This window comes from Rhizobium leguminosarum bv. trifolii WSM2297, from assembly GCF_000271845.1.
The window spans coordinates 222,404-246,922 of the sequence record NZ_JH719393.1 but is presented as its reverse complement, the minus strand read 5'-3'; the positions used below and the strand labels follow the sequence as shown (position 1 = coordinate 246,922).

Below are 24,519 nucleotides of genomic sequence, written 5' to 3'. Positions count from 1 at the left end.
AGAAAAAATCTATCGAAGCAGGATCCGGTTAACCGGCTTCCTTCACGGCATGCCGTTCGCCATTGGGCGAATGGGCCAGAATGCGGTTGCGGCCCTGGGTCTTAGCCTCATAGAGCGCGGCGTCGGCTTCGGTCAGAAGACGGTTCGGGTTGGTTCGAAGAACGGCTCCGGTCGCGCAGGAGATGCCGATGCTCGCCGTCACCCGGGCGAATTCGCTGCCGGAATGAGCGATATTCTCCTGGGCCAGGCGACGGGCGAATTGCTCGGCGACGATCATTGCGCCTTTGGCGCTGGTGTCGGGGAGGAACACCACGAATTCCTCACCGCCGTAACGGGCGACGATGTCTGCCGGCCGGCTGACCGATTGGCGCAGGCACTTGCTGACGTCACGCAGGCATTGGTCTCCGGCGGGATGACCATAAGTGTCGTTATAGGCCTTGAAGCGGTCGATATCGACCATCAGCAGGCTGAACGGCGTGTTCTTTCTGGCGCTGCCTGCGGTCTCGCGGGCGAAAGCTTCGTCGAAGGCGCGGCGGTTGACCATGCCGGTGAGGCCATCGGTTTCGGCAAGGCTCTTCAACTGCTCCGCCGACAGCCTGAGCGCGATTTCCGCCTGTTTCGTCGCCGTGATGTCGGAGACGACGGCCATGGCCGTGCCATCCTCGGCAAGCCTTGTCCGGATGCTGCGCCAGTCGCCGTTATGAAGCTGAACCTCTTCGTCCTTGTTGCTGTGCAGCGAGGCACTGGCGGCCTTGATCCACCCGTCCACATCCTCGGGGATACCGGGCCGCTCGCCGGTTTCGGCGACGCGGCGCAGGATGTCGCTAATATGGGCCCCGACCACACGGGCCTCTCCGGAGAGCGGGAAGGCATTGCGATACTGCTCATTGCAAAAGAGGATAAAACCATTGCGGTCGTACATGGCGATGCCATCGGACATGCCGGCCATCGCATGCGAAAGTAGGTTCTTGCTTTCACGCAATTCCCGCTCCAGGGCGGTGCGCTCGGTAACATCGCGCGTTACCCCGGCAAGGCCGATCACCCGCCCCTGCTTGTCACGCAGCGGCACCTTGGAAGCGAGCAGGAATCTGCCTTCGATATACTCGGTGGAATCGATCAGCGGCGCTCCGGTGTCCATGACCTGCTGCTCGAGATAATATAATTCCTCGGCGAGCGGCCGCGACATCAGATTGAAATCCGATAATCCGGTCATCTCCGCCGTCGTCCTGAAACGGAAGAGACGGGTCATGTTTTCATTGACGGTGATGAACCGGCTGTTTCGGTCCTTCACATAGAGATAATCGGGCGACTGCGAAAATGCGGTCACCAATATGCTTCGCTCCAGCTCCCATTGCTGCGTCTTCAGCAGAACGAAACCGCCGAGAACAGTCGCGAGGCAATTCAGTGCGATCAGGGGAAAACCGACGCCGGCCAGCACATGGGCATTCACCAAGGTGGGAAGCACGGCCATCGACAGGACCAATGCAGCGCCAAGGGCAAGGCTGAGCAGCGCAACGTCCTTAAGCCCTGGTGATCTCTTGCGGGTCCAGAAATGACCGGCCAAACCGATGCCGACCGCGACGGCCATTGTGATGATACCGTCGACCATCGCTGTGCCGCCGACGGCAAAACGAAAGGCCATCGCCAGCGCCGCGGCAAAAGCCGCCGCGATCGGCCCCCCGAACATGCCGGCCAATGCAAGCGGCGAAAAACGCAGGTCGATATAGATGCCGGGATGGAATTCAATGGCCAGCAATATGGATCCGATGGAGGCGCCGCCGGCTATGATTCCGAAAGCAATTTTTTCCTGCCTGAAGGACCGGCGCTGAAACTCGATCGAAAAAAGCGCCCAGAGCGAAATTGCCAGGCACACGAAAGAAAGGTTGCCACCGAATTGCGTCCAATTGCCATTCACCGCGCTGGATCCACCTTCCATTTCATGTAACGAACTCACCATAGGCGAAACTGGTTTGAGCTTGGTTAAACGGCTGCATTTTCCGATCTCATGGGGCGGCATGGAGTATCGACCAGCCAAGGTCTGGCACGCCGGCCATAATGCATGCTCAACAAACGCCCTGCTCTTCGTCCGGACATGGTTGCGACGGCGCAATATTGCGCTATTCGGATAGGCCTGCGCAATCGGACCATTATTGCGCGACCAAAAGGCTCACAGATGCCGATGGTTGCAGCGCGTTCCGCTGCCCCAGGCCAATGCCGGCATGGCCCGCCGGGCCTGCGTTACTTGCAGATCGCCCCGGCCAGAAAGCCGCGCATCGCCTCGCCAAAGGGCGGCCGCATCATATATTCCGCCTCCACCATCTTGCTCTGGCGATAGACGGCGCGCGGATGCGAGAAGGTGAGGAAACCGAACTTGCCGTGATAGGCGCCCATGCCGGAGTGGCCGACGCCGCCGAAAGGCAGGCCTTCGGCCGTGACGTGGCTCATGCAGTCGTTGACCGTCACCCCGCCGGACGTCGTATTGTCGAGAACGCGGCGCTCCTCTTCGCCATCCTGGCTGAAATAATAGAGAGCGAGCGGCCGCGGCCGGGCGTTGATGCGATCGATGACGTCGGCGATATCGCGATAGGCAAGAACCGGCAGCACCGGCCCGAAGATTTCCTCCTGCAGCGCACGCATATCTTCGGTGGGATCGAGGATCAGGATCGGCGGCATGCGATGGGTCGGTTGCTGCGAAAAACTCTCTCCCGCCGGATTGATCTCGACGATACGGGCGCCCTTGGCCCTGGCGTCGTCGACCAGGCCCTGGACGCGGGCATGATGGCGGCCATTGACGATCGAAGTGTAATCCGGATTTTCCTTCAGCGTCGGATACATTGCGGCGACCGCCGCCACCGCATGTTCGGCAAAGGCTTCGACGCTTTCCGCCGGCACGTAGACATGATCCGGCGCCAGGCAGATCTGGCCGGCGTTCAGCGTCTTGACCGTCATGACGCGCCGCGCCGCATCTGCCAGATCGGCCGAGCGGCCGACGATAACAGGCGACTTGCCGCCGAGCTCGAGCGTCAGCGGCGTCAGGTTTTCCGCCGCCGCGCGCATGACGTGATGGGCGACCGCGGTGCCGCCGGTGAAGATCAGGTGGTCGAAAGCAAGTGATGTGAAGGCCGTGCCAGTGGCCGGTCCGCCCTGCACAACCGCGATCTCCGCTTCGTCGAAGGCGCGAGCGATGAGTTCCGCCATCAGCGCTGATGAAGCCGGTGTCACCTCCGACGGTTTGATCATGGCCCGATTGCCGGCGGCGAGAATGCCGGCAAGCGGCGCAAGGGCGAGCTGATAGGGGAAATTCCAGGGGCTGAGGATTCCGACAACGCCTTTCGGCTGATAGACCACTTTGGCGACCGCATCGGGGAACCGTGCCTCGTGTTCTTCCGGCTTCAGCCATTCGGCGAGATGGGCCTTGGCATATTTGAGCGAACCGACGCAGGTGAAGACGTCGAGAAGCAGGCTCGCCTCGACACTGCGGCTGCCGAAATCCTCCGAGAGCGCCGCGGCAATCGCGTCCTTGTTGTCGACGAGAAGGGCGATGACGCGGTCGATGCGATCGATGCGGGTTTCAATGCTTGGCGGCCCTTCCGTAAGGAAAGACATTCTTTGCCGGCTAAGCAGAGCCTTCATGGCATCGGCGCTGGTATCGGTGGCGGTGATCGGGGTGACGGTGTTCATTGTTTCCTCCCTTGAACGGTGTCAGGCGGCCGGCTGGCGCACGACCGGTTTCAGCACGATGCCTTTTTCCGAATCCTCCACCGCCCGGTTGATGTCGGCGAAATCGTAGAAGGTAACGAGCCTGTCGAAGGGAAAGCGGCCCTGTCTGTGAAGGTCGATCAGCAGAGGGATCAGCACATCGGGATTGGAATCGCCCTCGACGATGCCGCGCACCCGGCGTCCGCCAGACAGGATATGGGTGAGGTCGAGCGTCAGCGTCGCCCCGTGAGGCGAAGCGCCGACGATGCCGCAGGTGCCGCGCGGCGCGAGCACCCGTACGCATTGATCGATCACGGCAGGCACGCCGGAGGCATCGATCGCATAATCGACGCCGGCGACGGTCAGCGCCATGATCGCGACAACCGCGTCGCCCGACTTGCCGTTGACGATATCGGTCGCGCCGAGTTCGGCGGCAAGCGCCAGCCGCGTCTCGTTGATGTCGACGGCGATGATTTTGGAGGCGCCGACGATCCTTGCCGCCATGACGGCGGCAAGACCGACCGAACCCATGCCGAAGACCGCGATCATCTTTCCCGGTTCAACCTTGAGCGCATTCATCACAGCACCCGCGCCGGTCTGGATGCCGCAGGCGAGCGGCCCGAGCAGCGTGAGATCGGCATCGCTCGGCACTTTCACGATATTGCGCTCATGGCAGAGCGCGTGGCTGGCGAAAGAGGACTGTCCGAAAATATTGCCGTGAACGCGTTCCCCTCGATAGGAGAGCCCGCTCGAACCATCTGCGCGCGCACCGAAGAAATTGCGCGGGAAGAATTCGTGGCAATAGGTCTCCTCGTGATCGTTGCAGCTCGGGCAATGACCGCAGGAATTGAAGGTCATGACCACGTGATCGCCAGGCTTCACCTTGGCAACGCCCGGCCCGACGCGCTCGACGATACCAGCACCTTCATGGCCGAGCACCACCGGCTGCGGCACCGGCAGGTGCTGGTCGCGCATGACGATATCGGTGTGGCAAACCCCGGTGGCAACGACGCGCACCAGGATTTCCCCCTCGCGCGGCTCCTCCAGATCCAGACTTTCCAGCGAAAGCGGCATATGCGGCGCACGCGCCACTGCGGCATGGATTTTCATTGTTTTCCTCCTCCCGATGATCAGCCCTCAAACGGCCCGGCGTGCCGGGCCATACCTTCAACTGCCGCGCTTGTAGGCGCCGAGCCCCGGCTGATAGGTCTTGTCGTCGAGGAACTGTTTCAGCCCCTCGTCGCGCCCCTTGGTTTTGTCGAGAAACAGCATCTGTTCTAGCTTGGCGTAGATGTAATCGTCGGCGAGATCCCATGGCAGGTTGCGCACGCGCTTGTAGGTGTCCTTGGCGGCCTTCAGCGTCACCGGGTTCTTTTCGAGCAGGCTCGCGCAGATCTTGCGGACGCGGGTTTCGAGATCGGCGAGCGGCACGGCCTCGTTGACGAGACCCATTTCCGCCGCCTTGCGCCCGCCGAACAGTTCACCGGTCATGATGTAGTAGAGGGCATCGCGATGGCGCATCACCTCGGCGACCGCGCGGGTGACATTGCCGCCCGGCAGGATTCCCCAGTTGATCTCGGAGAGGCCGAAATTCGCCTCCTCGGCGGCGATTGCAAGATCGCAGGAAACCAGCGGCGTGAAGGCGCCGCCGAAGCACCAGCCGTTGACCATGGCGATCGTCGGCTTTTCGAAATACATCAGCCGGCTCCACCAGTTGCCGGACTGGCGCCGCGCCTTCAGGGTGGCATCGCGCGGCTTGCCGTCATTGTCGCGAAAATATTCCTTGAGATCCATGCCGGCCGACCAGGATTGCCCGGCACCGCGCAGGACGAGCACACCGCAGCGCGCGTCACCCTCGAGTTCGTCGAGCACCTCGAGCATCCGGGCATTGAGAGCCGGGTTCATCGCATTGCGCTTTTCAGGACGGTTGAGGGTCACGAAGGCGATGCCGTTGTCGAAGTCGACAAGAACCGCCGATTGGTTTTCAGTCTCGTTCTTTTCAGTCATGGGGTCACTCCATTGGTTTCGGCATGAATGCCGGGGCCGCTTGATCAGGCCTTTTGTTGAAAGGTTTCTTCGGAATGCAGCTGGCGCAGAACATGTTTCTGCACCTTTCCGGAGGCTGTGCGGGGAATGGTTTCGACGAAGAAGATGCGCGCCGGGCGCTTGAAGGCGGCAAGCCTTGCGGCGCAATGGCCAGCGATCGCCTCGCCCGTTGCCGCAGCACCCGGCCGCAGCACGACATAGGCGATTCCGCATTCGCCCCACCTGGCATCGGGAATTCCGACGACTGCGACGTCGAGAATATCGGGATGACTTGCGAGCGCGGCTTCGACCTCGGCGGGATAAACATTCTCGCCGCCACTGATATACATGTCCTTCAGCCGGTCGACGATGCGATAGAAACCGTTGGCTTCGCGCCTTCCGAGATCGCCGGTGCGATACCAGCCGTCGGTGAAGGCGGCGGCGGTTTCAAGCGGCTTGTTCCAGTAGCCCGGCGTCACCGCCGGCCCGCGCAGCCAGAGTTCGCCGATCCCGCCTTCTCCGACGTCACGGCCCTCTTCGTCGACGATGCGGATGTCGAGCAGGGGCGCCGGGAGACCGACGCTGCCGGGATTGTCCTGCACTGCGCGCCGGTCGATCGGCACGTGCAGCACTGTTCCTGCCTCGCTCATGCCGTAACCGTTGACCAGCGCGACGCCATCGGCGAGATAGCTTTCGATCAGCACCTGCGTCAGCGGAGCACCGCCGACAAAAAGCGCGTGCAGGCCGGAAAGAGCCGCGGCGCTATAGGCGGGGTCGCTGCGCAAGGCGAGTGCGATCTGCGGCACCGCGAAATAATGGCTGATGGCGCGCTGCCGGTCTGCAAGGGCTGCGAGCGTTCGCGCTGGGGTGAAGCGGTCGGAGACGACAAGCGTGCCGCCCAGCATCAATGTGGTGCGCGCCACCGCAATCAGGCCGATGGTGTGGAAGAACGGCAGGTCGCACAGAGCGACGGTTTCAGGCCCGATCTCCCCGACAAAGGAAAAATTGATGGCGGCGAAGAGGGCGTTGCGGCGGGTGATGACGACGCCCTTCGGCTGTCCCGTTGTGCCCGAGGTGTAGAGAAGCACGCAAGGTCCATCTGCATCGGCCGGCAACGGAGCAGCCGGAAGGCTCGCTTCGATCCGCGCAGCGAGGCCGGCCGGACCATCGGCCGTCGAGATCGCCGCCATATTGGGATGGGCGTCCGCAAGGCTCGCCACATCAGCCGAAAACTCCTCGTCGTGGACCAGGAGCGCCGGGGCACAATCGGCAAGGATCGGCCGAAGCTCGGCGGCGTTGAGGCGCCAGTTGAGCGGCACGTAGATGGCGCCGGCACGCTGGCAGGCAAAGGCCAGCACGATCGCATCCATCGAGTTGCGCGCCAGCATGGCGACCCGCGCTCCGTCCCGCCGCGCCCCCAACATATCGCTCAGGAGGCCGGCGCAACGGGCGATCCGGGCATCGAGCTCGGCGTAGGTGAGTTGGCGGCCGGTGGCGATCTCGAACAGCGCCAGACGATCCGGCGCGAGGCGGGCGCGGTAAAGGATCGGATCATCCGTCACCAGCCCGCAATCCGCCGGCGAAGCCATCCCGGAAAAGGATTGTGCCATATTCTCCTCCCATGCCCACCGCTCCCACAGCAGGCATCAAATTTGTATGTAACACATACTAATATCTTTTCCCGGATATGCAAGAGCCGTTTACGGCGATCCGATCATTCGAACGGGCGCGGGAAATATTGCCACCGCCGATATTGACTAACCCGCTGATTTTGATGGTTATGGCGCCTGAGCGAGGCGAGACGAACGATGACCAGGAAAGCACCCCAGGACGATTTGGAGGACGAGGAGGCCGCCGCAACGCCGCCGCTCGACATCGGCCGGCTCGGCGATCTCCTCGGCTTTCATCTGCGCATGGCGCATGTCGCTATCTATCGCGACTTCGCCGAAACCATGGAGGAGCTGGCGCTGACGCAGAAGCAGCTCGCGGTGATGGAACTCGCCGCCGGCAATCCTGGCGCATCGCAGATCGACCTTGCCAACACGCTCGGCACCGACCGGGCGACGATGATGGCCCTCGTCAACCGGCTGGCAGCCCGCAACCTGATCGAGCGCCGGCCTTCAGCCGCAGACCGCCGGCGCCAGGAACTGCATCTGACGGAGGCCGGACGCGCGATGCTCGCGCAAGCGCGCGAACTGATCGACAGGCACGAACAGCGTTTCATCGATCTGTTTTCGCCCGACGAAATGGATGGCCTGCTGGTCGCACTGAAGCGGATATATAAGGCGAAGTGAAACCCGCCTTCGCTCCGGCCCGAAGCGGCCGAGATATCGTCGGCGCTCAATATGGACAATCAGGTAGTCGGGAAGCGGGCAGCATCCATAGATTTCTATTCGGAAATTCCCGTGTTATGATCCCGGCCCTGGCGTCGTCCGCCGTGGGTTATGCGCACGGAGACTTGTTATGAGCGAACTGGACGTGCTTTTTGCCTCCCTGAGACAGGCGGCTGACCCGCAGACGGTCGAGTGCATCGAAAATGTCGTCCTGCATGGCTCGGATCGCGATCTCAATCGCATCAATGTGCTCGCCTTCGCCGATGCGCATCATCTCGATCAGGAAAAAACCATCGCAGCGTTTCTGCATGCAGCCCGCATAGGCGCGTTCGAGATGACCTGGAATGTGCTTTGCCCGGGATGCGGCGGCGTCCTCGACAGCGGTGCGACCCTGAAAACCGTCGACCAGGACACCTATCATTGCGCGCTCTGCGCGGCCGGATACCAGCCGACCCTCGACGAGATGGTCGAGGTGACGTTCACGGTCAGTCCGAGAGTGCGCAGGATCGCCGCCCACGATCCCGATCGGTTGCCGCCGCTCGAATATTACCGCCAGATCTTCTTCAGCTCCGGAGTCGACCTGCCTGACGATCTCGAAGCGCGGTTTAAACGCATCCAGCTGGAGATGATCGAGCTGGATCCGGGCGAAAAGGCTTTTGTCTCGCTGCAATTGCCGGCGCAATTTGTCATCATCTTCGATGCGGTGACGCACGCGGCGCAATTCATCGACGTGCAGGGTGAGCCCACCGACGAACGTCAAACCCTCTCGATGGTCATTCGTCACGGGCATGCGCTGAACGAAACGCTAACCCTGCGTCCGGGCTCGCTGCGGCTCACGCTCGAAAACCACACCGATCGCAGAGTGGTGCCGAACGTCTGTGTCGCCGGAGACGAACTGCACGACATACTGGGCCGCAGACGCGCCTTCCTGACGGCCAAGCGCCTGCTGACGAACCAGAGCTTCCGCGACATCTATCGGACAGACACGCTCGACGTCGACCAGCGCCTCAAGATCACCAGCCTGACGTTCCTCTTCACCGACTTGAGGGGCTCGACCGCGCTTTACGAGCGCGTCGGAGATCTCGCTGCCTTCGATCTGGTGCGGGCGCATTTCAGGGTTCTTCACGAGATCGTCGCCACAGAGGCCGGAGCCGTCGTCAAGACCATAGGCGATGCCGTGATGGCGACCTTTCCGAGCCCGGACCGCGCGGTGGCGGCCGCGCTCAAGATGCGCGAAGCGATGCTTCGGCTGAATGCCGAACATGGCAGCGACGATCTTCTCCTGAAGATCGGCATCCATGAGGGACCATGCCTCGCAGTCAACCTGAACGACCGGCAGGACTATTTCGGCCAGACCGTCAACATCGCCTCCCGCGTCCAGGGCCTTGCCGATCCCAATGTGATCATGACGACGGAGGCGATCGTTGGGGATGCCCAGGTTTCGGACATCCTGCGTGACAGCGGCATCACCTCCGCCTCCCGGATGGCGGAACTTCAAGGCATCGGGAGAGAGGTCAGAATCTTCGCCCTCTCGTGACCGTCTGCTCGTCAACGTCAAGCCAGCCTTCGCGGTTTCTGCTAAGGGGCCGAAGCGAACTTTTTCGTTGTCGAAGGATAGACTGCTTTGCGCACTCCTTCCGGCCAGAAAGGCCGGTGGAATCACTTCCCTATTCGCCCAGGCTGGAAACCAATTCGTCGAGCTGCTCCAACTGCTCCGGCAATGCGGCCGCCGAACCCTGCAGTGCTTCCTCTAGCGCCTCCTTGGATGGATAGACTTCGCGGAAAGTCAGTAGGGTCCTCCCGCCTTGGTCCTCGAAGGTCACGGTCGTGATCGCGCCCTCTTCGCCCTCGTCGTTGGTCCAGACGATGCGCTCGTTCGGCACCACCTCGAGATATTTGCCATAGAAGGCCATGGTGTCGGAATCGACGGCGCCGAATTCCAGCCGATATTTGCCGCCGGTACGGACGTCCATATCGCATGATACGAGCGAAACGCCGGATACGGATTTTGGCACCCACCAGCGCTGGAACAGCTCGGGCTGGCTCCAAGCCTTGTAAACTGTGCTCGGCGGCGCATTGAATGTCCGGGTTACCACGAGTTCGCGATCCCCTCTGCGCTCGACTGACGTGCGGTTCTGCGGACCACCTGTTCTGTTAACTTGCTCAGTCATCGCTTCCCTCCTGTTTCATTTCACTGATGATTTCGTCCAATGCTTCGAAACGGGCCTCGAAGAGCTTGCGGTGCGCCTCGATCCACTCGGCCTCCGCCTCGAGGCCGCGTTTCCCAAGCCTGCAGGTTCTCACCCGTCCGACCTTCTGCGTGACGACGAGCCCCGCTCGCTCGAGAACCTGGACATGCTTCTTCATGCCGGTCAGCGTCATCTGGAACTTATCCGCGAGACTGGTGATCGACGCGTTCCCTTGCCCAAGCTGATCGATGATCCCGCGGCGGGTCGCATCGGACAGCGCCGCGAACGAGAGATCGAGGGGAGGACTTCCATACTGAACCATATAGTTCAGTGTATAACCTGCTCGCGCAGGAAGCGCAAGCGTCCGGAACTTTCCCTGCCGTGGATCGGTCATCCGAGGTCATGCGCCGCGGCGCCGGCAGCAAAAAATCGCCTAGCGCGGGCCGACAGCTGCATGATTTGTGACTCAAGATTGCGCAAGCTATTGCTTTGATGATGCCAGAGCTTAAGGCCAATCCGCATAGCCCGAAGACAGCATACTATTTCCCGACCCAGCCGACGCCCGGGCTATTTCGCGATAGCCGGCGGGGGAGAGGCCGGTCTTGCGCTTGAAGAAATGGCTGAAATAGGTCGGGTCGCGGAAGCCGAGGCTGTCGGAGATTTCCTGGATATTGCGGGCCGAGCGCTCCAGTCTTAGCTTGGCCTCCTGGACCACGCGCTCGTGCAGAAGTTGGATCGGCGAGCGGCCGAGCGTCCTTTGGCAGATCGAATGCAGCCGGTCGGCAGTGACGCCCAATTCCGCGGCATAATCGCTGATCGGCCGGTGCCGGCGGAAGCCGGCCTCGACCAGCTGGCGATAGCGCTGCAGGATCGATCCGGTTTCGCCCTGCCCGCGCGGCTCGTTTCTCTCGCCGTCGGAACCGCGCCACAGCGTCATCAGGATCAGCCTGATATAGGCCGATGCGACCATCCAGGAGGAGCGGGAGGGATCACCGAGCTCCCGCACGAAGCCCGAAATCAGCGGGCTGATTTCGGCCACCAGCGCGGGATCCACTGCCTCGACCAGCTTGCGCTGTTCGGTGAAGATGCGCAGCGAATAGGATTCCACCTTGTCGCCGATCGCATCGACCATGATCTGCGTCGACACCCCGACCAAATGGGCCGCGGTTCCGGCTCCGATCGACAGGTCGCAGCGCGCCTGTGGCGGCAGGAAGGCAAGCAGCGGCCCCTGCAAGGGCCTATCTTCGCCATTGTCGAAATGAAGCTCGGCCGCCCCTTCGCCGAGCAGCAGGAAATGGTGGAAATCGGCATACAACCCTTTTTGGAAACGGATGCGCCGGTGCGACAGCGGCGGTGCGTGCCACTCGCCCCTGGCATAGTGATGAATGCCTCCGTCCGTCGCCAAGGCCTCTCCTCCGTTCGCCTGCCAAATATTGCGGCAATCACCGGATAATTACAATATTAACCCAGTAAATCGCATTCCATCCGAAATCGATCGGCGTAACCTTACCTTCATCAGCCTTTGGGAGGAGGCACTCCGACAGACGCAGGAACGCTCAGGCGGCCTTTGGGCCGTGGCGTCGGCTCGTTTTCTCCCATGGCAACAATGCAAACGCCGGTAAATGGCGAGTGGGTAAAACAGTGTTTTCGGCAAAACTGATGATCAACAACGAGGCGATGGATGCTTCCGAGGGGGCCACCTTCGAACGCATCGATCCGCTGACCGGCGATGTCGCAACGATCGCTTCGGCAGGATCCGTAGCCGACATGAGGCGGGCGGCCAATGCGGCCGCGGCGGCTTTTCCCGGCTGGTCGCAGACCGGCCCGGGCGAAAGGCGCAGACTGCTGAACGCCGCCGCCGATATTCTCGATATCAGGACCCCCGAACTCATCGCCGCCATGACCGGCGAAACCGGCGCCACGGCACAATGGGCAGCGATCAATTGCGGGCTCGGCGCAGATATTCTTCGCGAGGCGGCGGCGATGACCACGCAAATATCGGGCGAGCTCATTCCGTCAGGCATTCCTGGAAGCCTCGCCATGGCGGTGCGTCAGCCGGCCGGGGTCTGCGTCGGCATCGCCCCGTGGAATGCGCCGATTATTCTTGGCACCCGCGCAGTCGCCATGCCGCTTGCCTGCGGCAACACCGTCGTCCTCAAGGCCTCCGAACTCTGCCCGAAGACCCATGGCCTGATCGGCGACGTCCTGCGGGATGCCGGTTTCCCTCGCGGCGTCGTCAATGTCGTCTCCAATGCGCCGAGTGAAGCCGCTGCAGTCGTCGATGCGCTGATCGCCCATCCCGCCGTGCGCCGTATCAATTTCACCGGCTCCACCCGCGTCGGCAGGATCATCGCCGAAACGGCGGCAAGGCACCTGAAGCGCTGCCTGCTCGAGCTCGGCGGCAAGGCACCCTTCATCGTCCTTGCCGACGCCGATATCGACGAGGCGGTTGGTGCCGCCGCGTTCGGCGCCTTCATGAACCAGGGCCAGATCTGCATGTCCACCGAGCGGATCATCCTGATGGACGAGATCGCCGACGGCTTCGTCGGCAAATTCCGGACGAAGGCCGAAACCCTCGTAGCGGGCCACCCCGGCGACGGCAACACGCCGCTCGGCACGCTGATCAACGCCGAAGCCGTGCGCCGTGTCAGATCGCTGATCGATGATGCCTTCCAGAAGGGCGCGACCCTCGTCTGCGGCGGCGAAGCCCATGGCACGCTGATGGATGCGACGGTCATCGATCACGTCACGCCTGCCATGCGCATCTACCGCGAGGAGAGCTTCGGGCCGGTCGCGGCGATCATCCGGGTCGGCAGCGTCGACGAGGCGGTGACGGTTGCCAACGACAATGAATACGGGCTGTCGGCGGCGGTTTTCAGCGCCGATGTCAATGCGGCGATGGCCATCGCCATGCGGCTCGAATCCGGCATCTGCCACATCAATGAAGCCACGGTTTCCGACGAGCCGCAAATGCCGTTCGGCGGGGTCAAATCAAGCGGTTATGGCCGCTTCGGCGGCAAGGCCGCGATCGATGAATTCACCGAGCTCAGATGGGTCACCATGGCATCGGGAAAACGGCAATACCCGATCTGAATTCGGATCGGCCGAGAATAATGGGAACGGGCTGGGAGGCCCAAACGGAGGATTGATTTCATGAACGGCCTTTTCCGCAATGGAAAACTCAAGACGGCGTCTCTCACCCGCCGCTCTTTCATCGCATCGGCGGCCGCAGGCAGCGCGGCGCTGGCGCTTTCCGGCCGCACGGTTTTCGCCCAAGGTGGCGATACGTTGAAGGTCGGCTTCATCAGCCCGCGCACCGGCCCCCTAGGCGGCTTCGGCGAGACCGACGGCTACGTGCTCGATCTGGCGCGCAAGGCGCTGGCGAACGGCTTGCAGGCGGGCGGCAAGACCTGGAAGGTCGAGATCCTCGATCAGGACACCCAGTCCGACCCCTCGCGCGCCGGCCAGCTGGCCAAGGACCTGATCAACAACCAGGCGATCGACCTGATGCTCGCCGTCTCCACCCCCGAAACCATCAATCCGGTGGCCGACGCCTGTGAAGCGGCTGGCATCCCCTGCCTGTCGACCGTCATGCCCTGGGAAGCCTGGTATTTCGGCCGCGGCGCCAAGCCCGGCGCGCCTTCGCCGTTCAAGTGGACCTATCATTTCGGCTTCGGGGTCGAAGAGTTCCACAAGGCCTATGTCTCGCAGTGGAACCTGATCGAGACCAACAAGAAGGTCGGCGTCATGTATCCCAACGATGCCGACGGCAATGCGATCCGCACCCATCTGGCGCCCGCACTTGCCAAGGCGGGCTTCACCATCGTCGATCCCGGCGCCTATGAAACCGGAACCACCGACTTTACCGCGCAGATCGCCCTTTTCCGGCAGGAGGGCGTCGAGATCTTCAACTCTTTCCCGATCCCGCCCGACTTCGCCGCCTTCTGGCGTCAAGCGGCACAGCAGGGCCTCACCCAGCAGATCAAGATCTGCCAGGTGGCGAAGACCGGCCTGTTTCCTTCCGACATAGAGGCGCTCGGCGATCTTGGCTTGAACATCGGCAGCGCCGCTTACTGGCACAAGGCCTTCCCCTACAAATCCACGCTGACCGGCGTCTCCGGAACCGAACTCGCCGACGGTTATGAAGCCGCAAGCGGCAAGCAATGGACGCAGCAGCTCGGCGCCAGCCTTGCGCTCCTCGACGCCGGCTTCGATGTGTTGAAAGCCAGCACCGACGCCAAGAGCAAGGAGGCGGTGGCCAAGGCCTTGGCAACGCTGAAGACGACGACGATCGCCGGCAAGGTCGACTTCACCAGCGGTCCCGTCGCCAATGTCTCGCCCGGGCCGATCATCGGCACGCAATGGGTGAAGGCGGCGGAGGGCTCGAAATTCGCGCTCGACTACGTCGTCACCGAGAACGCCACGGATCCCAATGTCCCGGTCGGCGCCAAGCTTACCGCTTACAACGGATAACCAAAGTGCGGCAGGAAGCTCAAAATCGGCCGGGAGGAGCCTTTCTCTCGGCCAAAGGGATCCACAAGCAGTTCGGCGCCCTCGTCGTGCTGGAGAACCTCAATTTCTCCATGGGCGATGGCGAGGCGGTCGGTATCGTTGGGCCGAACGGTGCGGGCAAGTCGACGCTGCTCTCAGTGCTTGCCGGCGCCTTCCCGCCGAGTGCGGGAAGCATCACCTTCGACGGCGTCGATGTCACGAGCCGGACGGCGGCGGAACGCTGCCGGTCGGGGCTCGTCCGCACCCATCAGATTCCCAAACCCTTCAGCGGCATGACGACCTTCGAAAACGTCTTCGTCGCCGCATCGCATGGCAATGCGGCAAGCCGCGACGAGGCCTATGAGCGCGTGGTGGATTCGCTTTCGCTCTGCGGCATGCTCGGCGTCGCCAACCGCCAGGCCGACACACTCGGTCTTCTCGATCGCAAACGTCTGGAGCTTGCGCGTGCGCTTGCCACGCAGCCGAGGCTGCTGCTGCTCGACGAGATCGGCGGCGGCCTGACCGATGGCGAGGCGAGCGAACTGGTGGAAACCATCCTCGAATTGCGCCGTCGCGGCATCGGCATCGTCTGGATCGAGCATATCGTTCATATCCTGCTGCAGGTGGCGGAACGGCTGATCTGCATGGATGCCGGCAGGATCATCGCCGATGGCGAACCGAAAACGGTCATGAGCGACGCTGAAGTGGTCAAGGCCTATCTCGGAGGCACACCCGCATGAGCCTTCTCTCCATCCGCAACCTCGACGTTCGCCACGGCCTGCTGCAGGCGGTGCGCGGGGTCAGTTTCGATATCGCCAAGGGCGAGGTGCTGGCACTGGTCGGCGCCAACGGTGCGGGCAAGACGACGCTGCTGAGGTCGATCGCCGGAGCCCACCTTCCCTCCTCCGGCCAGATCCTTCTCAACGATGAAGATCTGGCTGCCATCCCGTCGCACAAACGGATCGCCAAGGGCATCGCTCTGGTGCCGGAAGGCCGGCGCCTGTTTTCGCAGATGACTGTCGAAGAGAACCTGCTTCTCGGAAAGAGCTGCGGCCGCAAGGGCGAGTGGAGCATCGATCGCGTGCTTGACGCCTTCCCCAACCTCAAACCCCGCCGTCACGCCAAAACCGGCCACCTCTCCGGCGGCGAGCAGCAGGCGACCGCGATCGGCCGGGCGCTGATGAGCAACCCGGATATTCTGCTGCTGGACGAGGTCTCGCTCGGGCTTTCGCCTTTGGTCGTCGACCGCGTCTACGCCCAGCTGCAGGCATTGCTGACCTCGGGAACGACAATCGTGCTCGTCGAGCAGGATCTTGCCCGCGCCATGGGTGTCGCAAGCCGGATCATCTGCATGCTGGAGGGACGCATCGTCCTCGACAGGCCGGCAGCCGCCGTCGCGCGCGCTGATGTCACCAACGCCTATTTCGGATTGCACCGGGCAGCCGGCGAAAGGAGCGTGTCATGATCAACACCCTGATCCAGGGTCTCCTGCTCGGCGGTTATTACGCCGTCATCGCCTGCGGCCTGTCCTTCATGTTTTCCGTCATGCGGATCATCAATCTCGCCCATGGCAGCCTGGCGGTCGCTGCCGCCTACGGCCTGTGGCTGCTCGCCGCCAAAGCCGGCATTCCGCCTTTCGCCGGCCTGCTGATCGTGCTGCCCGTCATGGCGTTGATCGGCTGGCTGCTGCAGCGCTTCATTCTCGAACGCAGCGCCCGCGGCGGCACACTGCTGCCGATTCTCACGACCTTCGGCCTGTCGATCGTCATCGACAACCTGCTGTTCGAACAGTTCGGCGCCGACACACGATCGCTGGCGCCCTTCATCGGCAACCTCTCCTATGCCTCCTGGCAACTGCCCGGCCACAACTTCGTCGGCAAGCTTGCGGTGATGATGATGGTGACGGCGATCCTCATTCTCGGCGGGCTGCAATTCTTCCTCAGCCGCTTTGCGCTCGGCCGCGCCATCCGCGCCACGTCCGAAGATCCGGACACGGCAGGGCTCGTCGGCATCGATGCGCGCCGCGTCAATGCCGTCGCGACCGCAATCACCATGGTGACGATCGGGATCGCCGGCGCCTTTCTCGGCATGCGGGCGACCTTCAGCCCCTATGCCGGCGGCCCGCAGCTTCTCTTTGCTTTCGAGACGGCTGTCATTGGCGGAGCGGGGTCGCTCTGGGGCACGCTTGCCGGCGGCATCGTTCTCGGCCTTGCTCAATCGCTCGGCGCGCAGCTGCATCCGCAAGGTTTCCTGATCGGCGGCCATGCGGTGTTCCTGCTGGTGCTTTTCGTCCGGCTATCTCGGTTCGGGATGCCTCAACTCGATAAGCTCGGCGCGTTCCTCAATTTTCGCGCCCGTCTTCGGAGCCCGACATGACATTCGTCTCCAACGGAATATCGATCGAGCGCTGGACGAAATCGTCGCGGATGGCGCTCACCTCCATGGCGGCGGTTCTCTCGCTGCTGATCTTCGCCCCCGCCGTACTCGGCGCCGGTGCGATCGACCGGATGACCGCCCTGTTCATCTATGTGATCCTGGCCGCCATGTGGAATGCACTCGCCGGCTTCGGCGGACTGGTATCGGTCGGCCAGCAGGTGTTCTTCGGCCTCGGCGCCTATTTCACCATACGACTGGCCGATGCGGGGCTCGATCCCTTCGTCTCGCTGTTTGCCGCAGCGGTCGTGACCGGCGTCTTGTCGATCCCGCTTTCGCTGTTCATGCTGCGGCTGAAGGGCGGCTCGTTCGCGATCGGCATGTGGGTCGTGGCCGAACTCGCCCATCTGCTCGTCAACCTCGACCGGCTCATCCAGGGGGAAACGGGGACCTCGCTAATTTCGCTCAATGTCTATGACAGCGGCACGCGGCGGGCGGCGATCTACTGGCTTGCGCTCGCCTCCATGGCGGCCCTGCTCGGCGCCCTCTTCGTGCTGATGCGCAGCCGCGCGGGTGCGGCCATGCAGGCGATCCGCGACAATGAGGAGGCGGCGACCTCGGTCGGCGTGCGGGTGATCGCCACCAAGCGGCTGCTCTTCGTGCTTGCCGCCTTCGGCATCGCCATCGCCGGCGGCCTGTGGCTGGCGACTGCGACGACTTTCCAGCCGAAGACCTATTTCAGCGTCCAGTGGACGGCCTACATGATCTTCATGGTGCTCGTCGGCGGGATCGGCAAGTTCGAGGGCGCGATCCTCGGCGCCATCCTGTTCTTCGTCATCGAGACCTTCTTCGGTGCAGCCGGCGTCTGGTACCTGATCGGCCTCGGCGCCACCGCCCTGATCTTCTCGCTCTACCTGCCGCGCGGCCTATGGGGCGAAATCGAGCGCCGCTTCGATTTCCAGCTTCTGCCCGTCGGCTACCGGCTGAAATTGCCCGGCCCGACCAAGATCAAATGGACAGAATGAGCCGGTTTTCCTGCCGGACTCTTTAGCGAAAGGTGACGTTCATGCTTTTTGGTAAAACAATCCTGGTGACCGGAGTGGCTTCCGGCATCGGCGCCCGGACGGCGGAATTGGCCGGCCAGATGGGCGCCGAGGTGATCGGCGTCGATGTGCGCGAACCGGCCAGCGGAAGTTCCGCCTTCATCAAGGGCGATCTATCGACACCATCGGGTGTCGCCGAGATCGTCGCGCAGTTGCCGGCGCGCCTCGACGCGCTCGCCAATGTCGCTGGCCTTTCCGGCAGTACCGGTGTCGTCTCGACGCTCGCCGTCAATTTCTACGGTCTTCGCGCCCTGTCGGAAGCCGTGGCACCCCGCCTGCGCGAAGGCGGCGCCATCGTCAACGTCGCCTCGATCGCCGGCTACGGCTGGCGCGCCAATATCGAACGGGCGAAATCGCTGACATCAATCGACGGCTTTCCGGATGTGGCGGCCGTTGTCGCCGAACACGGCCTCAAGGAAGAGGAGGGTTATCCGCTTTCCAAGGAGCTGCTGCTGCTCTGGACCATGCGCGCGGCTCACCTGCCATTGTTCAAAGCGCGCGGCATCCGCGTCAATGCGGTCAGCCCCGGGCCGGTGGAAACGCCGATCCTCAAACAGTTCCGCGCCGTGCTCGGCGATGCCAGGGTCGATAGCGACATTACCCGCGTCGGCCGCGCCGGCACCGCCGCCGATATCGCGCCCGCCGTGCTCTTCCTCTGCTCGGATGGCGGACGCTGGATCAACGGCGCCAATCTTGCCGCCGACGGCGGCCTCGAAGCATTGATCAATGCTGACGTCCTCGGCTTCTAGTCAATTCTCAAAGGAGATCCACGATGAATATTTCCCTGCTGATCAATGGCGCAGACCGACCGGCCTCCGACGGCCGGACCTATGACCGGATCGATCCCTTCACCGAAAAGCTCGCCAGCCGCGCTGCCGCGGCGAGCCTGGAGGATGCCGCAGCCGCCGTCGACGCCGCAGCCGCCGCCTTTACCGCCTGGTCGAAAACCGGCCCGGGGCAGCGCCGCGCGATCCTGATGAAGGCCGCCGACATCATGGATTCCAAAGTCGGCGAGTTCACCGGGCTAATGATCGAGGAAACCGGCGCCACGGCGCCCTGGGCCGGCTTCAACGTCATGCTCGCCGCCAATATCCTGCGCGAGGCCGGCGCCATGACGACGCAGATTTCAGGCGAAATCATCCCTTCCGACAAACCCGGCACGCTCGCCATGGGCGTTCGCCAGGCCGCCGGAGTCTGCCTGGCGATTGCCCCCTGGAACGCGCCCGTCATCCTCGCGACCCGCGCCATCGCCATGCCGATCGCCTGCGGCAACACCGTCATCCTCAAGGCATCCGAGCAATGCCCGGGCACGCATCGGCTGATCGCAACAGCGCTCACCGAAGCCGGCCTGCCGGCCGGCGTCCTCAACGTCATCACCAACGCACCGGAGGATGCGCCTGAAATCGTCGCCGCGCTGATCGCCCATCCCGCCGTCAAGCGCGTCAACTTCACCGGGTCGACGAAGGTCGGCAGGATCATCGCCGAGACCTGCGGCAAATATCTCAAGCCTGCCCTCCTCGAACTCGGCGGCAAGGCGCCGCTTGTCATTCTCGACGACGCCGATATCGACGGCGCCGTCAATGCCGCGATTTTTGGCGCCTTCATGCATCAGGGCCAGATCTGCATGTCGACCGAGCGGATCATCATAGACGAGACGATCGCCGATCAGTTTGTCGCCAGGCTGGCCGCCCGCGCCAGCCAGCTCCCGGCCGGCGATCCACGCGGCCACGTCGTTCTCGGCTCGCTGATCAGCCTCGATGCGGCGAAGAAGATGGAAGAGCTCATCGCCGATGCGACCGCCAAGGGCGCAAAACTTGTGGCCGGCGGCAAGCGCTCCGGCACCGTGGTCGAGGCGACGCTGCTCGATCACGTCACATCGGACATGCGCGTCTATGCAGAAGAATCCTTCGGCCCGGTCAAGCCGATCATTCGCGTCTCGGGCGAGGAGGAAGCGATCCGCATCGCCAATGACACCGAATACGGCCTGTCATCCGCCGTCTTCAGCCGCAACGTCCAGCGGGCGATGGCGGTTGCGGCGCGCATCGAATCCGGCATCTGCCACATCAATGGCCCGACCGTGCACGACGAAGCGCAAATGCCCTTCGGCGGCGTCAAGGGCAGCGGCTACGGCCGCTTCGGCGGCAAGGCGGCGATTGCTGAATTCACCGACCTTCGCTGGATCACCGTCGAGGATTCCGCCCAGCATTACCCCTTCTGACGACGAAACGCGTCAGCGCGCCACAACGGCCATTGCAGTTGTGGCGCGGTCCGGTGCTCAGGCCGAAAACCCATCCAGCGCATCGGCAAGCTTCAGCCATAGATCATGGGGAGGCGAAGGAATTGGCCGCGATTCTTCGTCGGAAACGCGGATTTCGAAAGCAGCGACGTTCCACCCAACGCCGGCCAGCATCCGGCGAAATTTCGTCGCCTTATCCTCAAACTGGTCTGAACCCCGTTCTCCCAGCACCGTGCGGATCGTCACCAGGGCGAGATTGAAGTTCTTCTGCAATTGTCCGAAGGCGCCGCGATGTTTGTCCCGCATGCCTTTATGGAGATCGCCGTGGGCGAGAGCGGCCATCGCGTCGTTGAAATCGGACAGATTATCGCCGATCGACATGATCAGCTCATTGAGGACGGCGGCCGAACGGGAAAGATCCGGATCGGCGTAGTCGGCTTTCATCCGCCGCGTCAGATCTCCACCCAGGACAGCCGTCGCCAATGCCGCGATCTCAGCGGAGAATCTGGCTTTCTGATCGTTGAGATCGGTTGGCGCTTCGACGCTGTCTAGATCGTCAGGAACTCGATCCCGATACGCCGCATTCCACCCCGAGCCGTTCGTTGTCTCGACCATGCACACCGGGCCTTAGCGCAATGCACCGCCACCGCAAGACCAGCGGCGGCTCACAAGTGCACAACCGCTATGGGCCATGTCGTATTCCCCGTACCCTTAGACCCTGTGCCGCTGCCCAACACACAGTGACAAGCGCGGTTGCATCCAAGGCGCCAACGCTTAAGAAAGTGCTTCGGTGCTGCCCCGGTCGGATTTTTTGCGCGCGAAACGGATAGCTCGACGTATTTTGATTATGCCGGGGCGGCCCGTTGTCGCCGCCGCAGCGACGCCCTCTCCGCGCGTCACACACGATTCGCCAAATCGAACGAGTGCACATCTCATCCGATCACGCGTACCGCCGTATATTGCCCCCGCTCCAACCACATCAAGCGGAACGTGCCCAACTGGGCCAGGATGGCAAAATGCTCCAGCGCCGCCACGCGTTTAATGTTCTCGACGTGCCGCATTGCGCTGTCCAGACCGACTGTTGCGAGTGCAGGGAAGTACCCATAACAATCTGTTCGTTCAAGACTGCCGTGCATGGCGCGGCAACGTTCAAACATAGGCTGATCCCGAGCGTCGAACTCCTCATAATCCTTGCTCTCATACGGCAAGAGCGAGCGAGCCAGAATATTGGGATCCGTGCTCCTTTGCCGATTTGCAAGGTGTGGCGGCAGGACCAATTGCGTTGGCGCCAGTTTACTGGATGAGAGACGCATATCGACAAGATCGATCTCGAAATGGTCATGTCGTTTCGACCAGCACACAAGCCGACCAAAAGCGGAGTGGCCAACTACAAAACAATCCTTATGGCTGAATTCTGGGTCGTTGCCGAAAACCAGCGCTAGAACGGGTGAGAACTCGGTGGGATCACAATATTGCAGTTTGCGATCGAAATAATCGCCAAACCCGAAGGTTCGTAAGAATTCCAGGAAACTATCGGGCAGGTGAAGGGAAAGCCGGGCATCTCGCTCCGCAGTCAGAGGAATGCGGCGCCGCGGAGAGCCGATGCGTTCAATTCTGTCTGAAAAATTCTTGTCCATTGCCATTCACGGTATCTCGATGCTAGTCGTCGCTAGTCGCGCCGAGCCCGAACATGCTCGATCCAGAAACCGTGACGTCAGCCGCTATCGCTATCTCGGCGACCCGATCCACGAGCAGCTAAATATAATCGGATGTGAACCAGCCGAGACCCTCGACGACACGGCCGCCATCGCCGATGCGGGCAAGCGCGTTGCCTTCGATAAAGACTATCGACGAGCCGCCGCTAATCGTGTCGGGCCCGGCGACTACGCAGGTGCATTTGTCGCCGACAACCGCAACAGGAACCCCTTCCACCGTCACCAGTGTCTGCGTTTCCGAGATCGGGCCGCCCACATGCGGCTTCGGCCCAGGTTCGACCATCGGACAAACATGGTTATGGCCCCTGAGCGAAACATTCGTCACCGGCTCACCTCGTTTCGCAAAGATTGCCTAGGATTGCTCTGCACGCAGCCTCGGTAGATCTGCCGTCGAGGGCGTGTTTGGAAATTCCTGACGGAACTTTCTGTCCACTGCGTCAAAAAGGGCATCGGCAGGCCATGGGACCGGTTTCGGAAGCTCCTTGAAGACCCCCATCTGGAACAGGTCGTGATTGAGATAGCCGGGGTTCTGCAAGCCCTCCCATTCGCGCATGCGCAGGATCATCAGCAGCAGGACGGGAAACGCCCAATAGGCGTCCGGCTCGATTTCGTAATGCTTCTCGCGCTTGTTGCGCTTGTCGCCGGTGGTCGTCATGTCGCTGCTCTGTGCCACGTGGTAGTCGGCCGCCTTGGCGAGGATGCGGTGGAAAGCAACCGCGTCCGGCTCCCGCCAGTGCTCGACAAGCTCGCTCCAGCCGCCATAACCGCCGGCATATTCGTCGTAAACCTTCTCGCGCCACTCGGTCATTGTCGCGGCCTCGTCCGCCTTCAGCCAGTCCGCGACGATATCCATCATCGCATAGCAAACCCGAAACTGGTAACGCCCTGCCCCAGGGCTCCGCCATGGAACTTGCCGCGTTGGATCGCATCCTTCTCCAGCTCCTGCAACGCAAGCCGGCCAAGCAACTCGCTCCAGAAGGGTCTGGAAACAACCGACGAGCAGCACCCTGTCGCAGCTGACGCAATGAATATCGAGCAAATGTCACAGGTCGGAGAAGCAAGAAAATCGAGGTGAGAGACCTTGTCGCGGCCGATTAACACTAAGGTCGCTTTAAAGGCTCATCGGCTTATAGAGCGATAGATCGGCACCCGCACTGCGAGGCGTGGATCGCCATATAATCGATCGGTCCCTCGGGTTACCCTGAGCATACTCGTGCCCGCTAGAAGGCGAAGTCCGGGCCTCGACGACGAACTCGAACAAGTAGATGCAGTTAGATGTAAAGACAACTTCGCTTTCATTTATGACCGGAGTTTCTCCAAGAGAGGTTGCCATATGCATTATGAAGGCAAGGGGGTCGTGCTGAAATACGAGCACACCCCTGTAGTTCAGGTGTTCCGTATTCACGTCCGCCAGTATTTCAGTCAGCCCAGATCGTTCATATTCAAGAACCAGCCCATTGTTACGACTGTCAGTAATGATGTCAGAGCTGGCAAATGTCGCCTGCGCACCAAGAGCACCCGAGATATTCTCATCGGCAAAGCCGAGCGACCGCAGGAAGGCGGTCGCCTCGTCATCAGGTATAGGAGCACTGTCTCGTGACACCGCCACCTCACCGTAGGCTGTGAGCTTGTTGACGGCGTCGCGTTCCATGCCGAACATTATCTCGCCTAAACCGAGTTTGGGTTTCAGTTCCCAGATAGGCGTATTGAAATTGCTCATCGAATAATCCCATGCGATTGGAGGCACCGAGCATACAGCATCATTTGAGCGATTGCGGAATCGCTCCTTCCGTTTCCACGGGGCAGGTATCCTGAAGATAGAAAACTCGACGCCTGCGAGCGGCAAGGCGCCGATAGTTTTCAATCCTTACTACCTCTTCAGAACTCAATTTCAGCGGCGCCGCATTTGGCAGCGGCATGTCATTCGCGCGCCGAATACTCATAGGCTTTTCACTCCAATCCGCGTCGGCAGAGTAGAGGATCTGGTCCGCAGGACCGAGAACACGAGACATGTTTGCGTAAGAAAGACTGGGCATGACCTGTGCCATGACATTGGCATCCGCATGACGAAACAAAACCCGTTCATCCCCACTATGTTGTGCGTGATCAACCTCTTGCGAAAGCGGGTTTTGCTCGTAGCTTTTGCCTCGATCGATCTGCGATGTCGCAGGAATGAGGATCATGTTGATCGTCCGAAGGTGCCGGTAGAGAACGTCGCCACCTTCACCGCACATCCAGAAAACAAGTGCTGGGCGATCGCGCACAATATCGATCAGACGATCCACCATTTGGGAAACCTTTGGGCGAGATCTACCTGTGTCGTCTTTGTCGACGCTATAGGAGTCACGATCGAGC

At 61.9% G+C, this 24,519-nt stretch carries 24 protein-coding genes; 10 read left to right on the top strand and 14 right to left on the bottom strand.

Annotation, left to right across the window (positions count from 1 at the left end):
- Window positions 1-28: 28 nt before the first annotated feature.
- The 5 genes from RLEG4DRAFT_RS04995 to RLEG4DRAFT_RS04975 form a co-directional block, all read right to left on the bottom strand.
- Window positions 29-1,957, bottom strand: a complete 1,929-nt coding sequence (locus RLEG4DRAFT_RS04995) for a diguanylate cyclase (RefSeq protein ID WP_051040881.1) — start codon at window positions 1,955-1,957, stop codon at window positions 29-31.
- Between the two features lie 281 nt (window positions 1,958-2,238).
- Window positions 2,239-3,681 carry a coniferyl aldehyde dehydrogenase gene (locus RLEG4DRAFT_RS04990; protein WP_003575721.1) on the bottom strand — a complete coding sequence of 481 codons (1,443 nt, stop codon included), beginning with the start codon at window positions 3,679-3,681 and terminating at the stop codon, window positions 2,239-2,241.
- A gap of 21 nt (window positions 3,682-3,702) precedes the next feature.
- Window positions 3,703-4,809 carry an NAD(P)-dependent alcohol dehydrogenase gene (locus RLEG4DRAFT_RS04985; protein WP_003575719.1) on the bottom strand — a complete coding sequence of 369 codons (1,107 nt, stop codon included), beginning with the start codon at window positions 4,807-4,809 and terminating at the stop codon, window positions 3,703-3,705.
- A 57-nt stretch (window positions 4,810-4,866) separates the two neighbouring features.
- The gene (locus RLEG4DRAFT_RS04980; RefSeq protein ID WP_003575716.1) at window positions 4,867-5,706 is read right to left on the bottom strand and encodes a p-hydroxycinnamoyl CoA hydratase/lyase; all 840 of its coding nucleotides are present in this window, start codon (window positions 5,704-5,706) and stop codon (window positions 4,867-4,869) included.
- Window positions 5,707-5,750: 44 nt separating this feature from the next.
- Window positions 5,751-7,334, bottom strand: a complete 1,584-nt coding sequence (locus tag RLEG4DRAFT_RS04975; RefSeq protein ID WP_003575715.1) for an AMP-binding protein — start codon at window positions 7,332-7,334, stop codon at window positions 5,751-5,753.
- A 198-nt stretch (window positions 7,335-7,532) separates the two neighbouring features.
- On the opposite strand from RLEG4DRAFT_RS04975, the gene RLEG4DRAFT_RS04970 reads away from it, so the two are divergent.
- Both RLEG4DRAFT_RS04970 and RLEG4DRAFT_RS04965 read left to right on the top strand, forming a co-directional pair.
- Entirely contained in the window at window positions 7,533-8,018 is a 486-nt protein-coding gene (locus RLEG4DRAFT_RS04970; protein ID WP_003575713.1) for a MarR family winged helix-turn-helix transcriptional regulator, read from the top strand.
- A gap of 169 nt (window positions 8,019-8,187) precedes the next feature.
- The gene (locus RLEG4DRAFT_RS04965) at window positions 8,188-9,594 is read left to right on the top strand and encodes an adenylate/guanylate cyclase domain-containing protein (RefSeq protein ID WP_003575710.1); all 1,407 of its coding nucleotides are present in this window, start codon (window positions 8,188-8,190) and stop codon (window positions 9,592-9,594) included.
- A gap of 130 nt (window positions 9,595-9,724) precedes the next feature.
- Here the strand turns inward: RLEG4DRAFT_RS04965 and RLEG4DRAFT_RS04960 are convergent, their stop codons facing one another.
- The 3 genes from RLEG4DRAFT_RS04960 to RLEG4DRAFT_RS04950 all read right to left on the bottom strand — a co-directional run bounded on the left by RLEG4DRAFT_RS04960 (window position 9,725) and on the right by RLEG4DRAFT_RS04950 (window position 11,651).
- The gene (locus RLEG4DRAFT_RS04960; RefSeq protein WP_003575707.1) at window positions 9,725-10,228 is read right to left on the bottom strand and encodes an SRPBCC family protein; all 504 of its coding nucleotides are present in this window, start codon (window positions 10,226-10,228) and stop codon (window positions 9,725-9,727) included.
- Window positions 10,221-10,568: an ArsR/SmtB family transcription factor gene (locus RLEG4DRAFT_RS04955; RefSeq protein WP_037093439.1), complete on the bottom strand. Its 348-nt coding sequence runs from the start codon at window positions 10,566-10,568 to the stop codon at window positions 10,221-10,223. The genes RLEG4DRAFT_RS04960 and RLEG4DRAFT_RS04955 overlap by 8 nt, the downstream gene beginning before the upstream one ends.
- Window positions 10,569-10,751: 183 nt before the next feature.
- The gene (locus RLEG4DRAFT_RS04950) at window positions 10,752-11,651 is read right to left on the bottom strand and encodes a helix-turn-helix transcriptional regulator (protein WP_003575703.1); all 900 of its coding nucleotides are present in this window, start codon (window positions 11,649-11,651) and stop codon (window positions 10,752-10,754) included.
- A gap of 224 nt (window positions 11,652-11,875) precedes the next feature.
- On the opposite strand from RLEG4DRAFT_RS04950, the gene RLEG4DRAFT_RS04945 reads away from it, so the two are divergent.
- From RLEG4DRAFT_RS04945 to RLEG4DRAFT_RS04910, 8 genes are read left to right on the top strand one after another with little or no spacing between them, the layout of a single operon-like run.
- Entirely contained in the window at window positions 11,876-13,339 is a 1,464-nt protein-coding gene (locus tag RLEG4DRAFT_RS04945) for an aldehyde dehydrogenase (protein WP_171898179.1), read from the top strand.
- 60 nt (window positions 13,340-13,399) lie between these two features.
- Window positions 13,400-14,719 carry an ABC transporter substrate-binding protein gene (locus RLEG4DRAFT_RS04940; protein ID WP_003575699.1) on the top strand — a complete coding sequence of 440 codons (1,320 nt, stop codon included), beginning with the start codon at window positions 13,400-13,402 and terminating at the stop codon, window positions 14,717-14,719.
- 5 nt (window positions 14,720-14,724) lie between these two features.
- The gene (locus RLEG4DRAFT_RS04935) at window positions 14,725-15,477 is read left to right on the top strand and encodes an ABC transporter ATP-binding protein (protein ID WP_003575697.1); all 753 of its coding nucleotides are present in this window, start codon (window positions 14,725-14,727) and stop codon (window positions 15,475-15,477) included.
- Window positions 15,474-16,202, top strand: a complete 729-nt coding sequence (locus tag RLEG4DRAFT_RS04930; RefSeq protein ID WP_003575695.1) for an ABC transporter ATP-binding protein — start codon at window positions 15,474-15,476, stop codon at window positions 16,200-16,202. Before RLEG4DRAFT_RS04935 ends, RLEG4DRAFT_RS04930 begins: the two co-directional genes overlap by 4 nt.
- The gene (locus tag RLEG4DRAFT_RS04925) at window positions 16,199-17,113 is read left to right on the top strand and encodes a branched-chain amino acid ABC transporter permease (protein ID WP_003575693.1); all 915 of its coding nucleotides are present in this window, start codon (window positions 16,199-16,201) and stop codon (window positions 17,111-17,113) included. Before RLEG4DRAFT_RS04930 ends, RLEG4DRAFT_RS04925 begins: the two co-directional genes overlap by 4 nt.
- A complete protein-coding gene (locus RLEG4DRAFT_RS04920; protein ID WP_003575691.1) occupies window positions 17,110-18,135 on the top strand; it encodes a branched-chain amino acid ABC transporter permease in 1,026 nt (341 codons plus the stop codon). The genes RLEG4DRAFT_RS04925 and RLEG4DRAFT_RS04920 overlap by 4 nt, the downstream gene beginning before the upstream one ends.
- 41 nt (window positions 18,136-18,176) lie before the next feature.
- Window positions 18,177-18,962 carry a coniferyl-alcohol dehydrogenase gene (locus tag RLEG4DRAFT_RS04915; RefSeq protein WP_003575690.1) on the top strand — a complete coding sequence of 262 codons (786 nt, stop codon included), beginning with the start codon at window positions 18,177-18,179 and terminating at the stop codon, window positions 18,960-18,962.
- A 23-nt stretch (window positions 18,963-18,985) separates the two neighbouring features.
- Window positions 18,986-20,431 (top strand): aldehyde dehydrogenase, encoded by a 1,446-nt coding sequence (locus RLEG4DRAFT_RS04910; protein WP_003575689.1) that lies wholly within the window; start codon window positions 18,986-18,988, stop codon window positions 20,429-20,431.
- Between the two features lie 57 nt (window positions 20,432-20,488).
- On the opposite strand, the gene RLEG4DRAFT_RS04905 is transcribed toward RLEG4DRAFT_RS04910, so the two are convergent.
- From RLEG4DRAFT_RS04905 to RLEG4DRAFT_RS39960, 6 genes are all read right to left on the bottom strand, one after another.
- Entirely contained in the window at window positions 20,489-21,064 is a 576-nt protein-coding gene (locus RLEG4DRAFT_RS04905; protein WP_037093255.1) for a methyl-accepting chemotaxis protein, read from the bottom strand.
- Between the two features lie 317 nt (window positions 21,065-21,381).
- Complete coding sequence (locus RLEG4DRAFT_RS04900; RefSeq protein WP_003575688.1) at window positions 21,382-22,092, bottom strand: GAD-like domain-containing protein; 711 nt, start codon at window positions 22,090-22,092, stop codon at window positions 21,382-21,384.
- Between the two features lie 112 nt (window positions 22,093-22,204).
- A complete protein-coding gene (locus RLEG4DRAFT_RS04895; RefSeq protein ID WP_051040880.1) occupies window positions 22,205-22,447 on the bottom strand; it encodes a PAAR domain-containing protein in 243 nt (80 codons plus the stop codon).
- A gap of 69 nt (window positions 22,448-22,516) precedes the next feature.
- Window positions 22,517-23,020: a hypothetical protein gene (locus RLEG4DRAFT_RS04890; RefSeq protein ID WP_003575686.1), complete on the bottom strand. Its 504-nt coding sequence runs from the start codon at window positions 23,018-23,020 to the stop codon at window positions 22,517-22,519.
- Window positions 23,021-23,275: 255 nt separating this feature from the next.
- Window positions 23,276-23,884, bottom strand: coding sequence for a hypothetical protein (locus RLEG4DRAFT_RS04885; protein ID WP_003575685.1), 609 nt, complete (start codon window positions 23,882-23,884; stop codon window positions 23,276-23,278).
- Window positions 23,885-23,924: 40 nt separating this feature from the next.
- Window positions 23,925-24,452, bottom strand: coding sequence for a hypothetical protein (locus RLEG4DRAFT_RS39960; protein ID WP_125869617.1), 528 nt, complete (start codon window positions 24,450-24,452; stop codon window positions 23,925-23,927).
- Window positions 24,453-24,519: the final 67 nt, after the last annotated feature.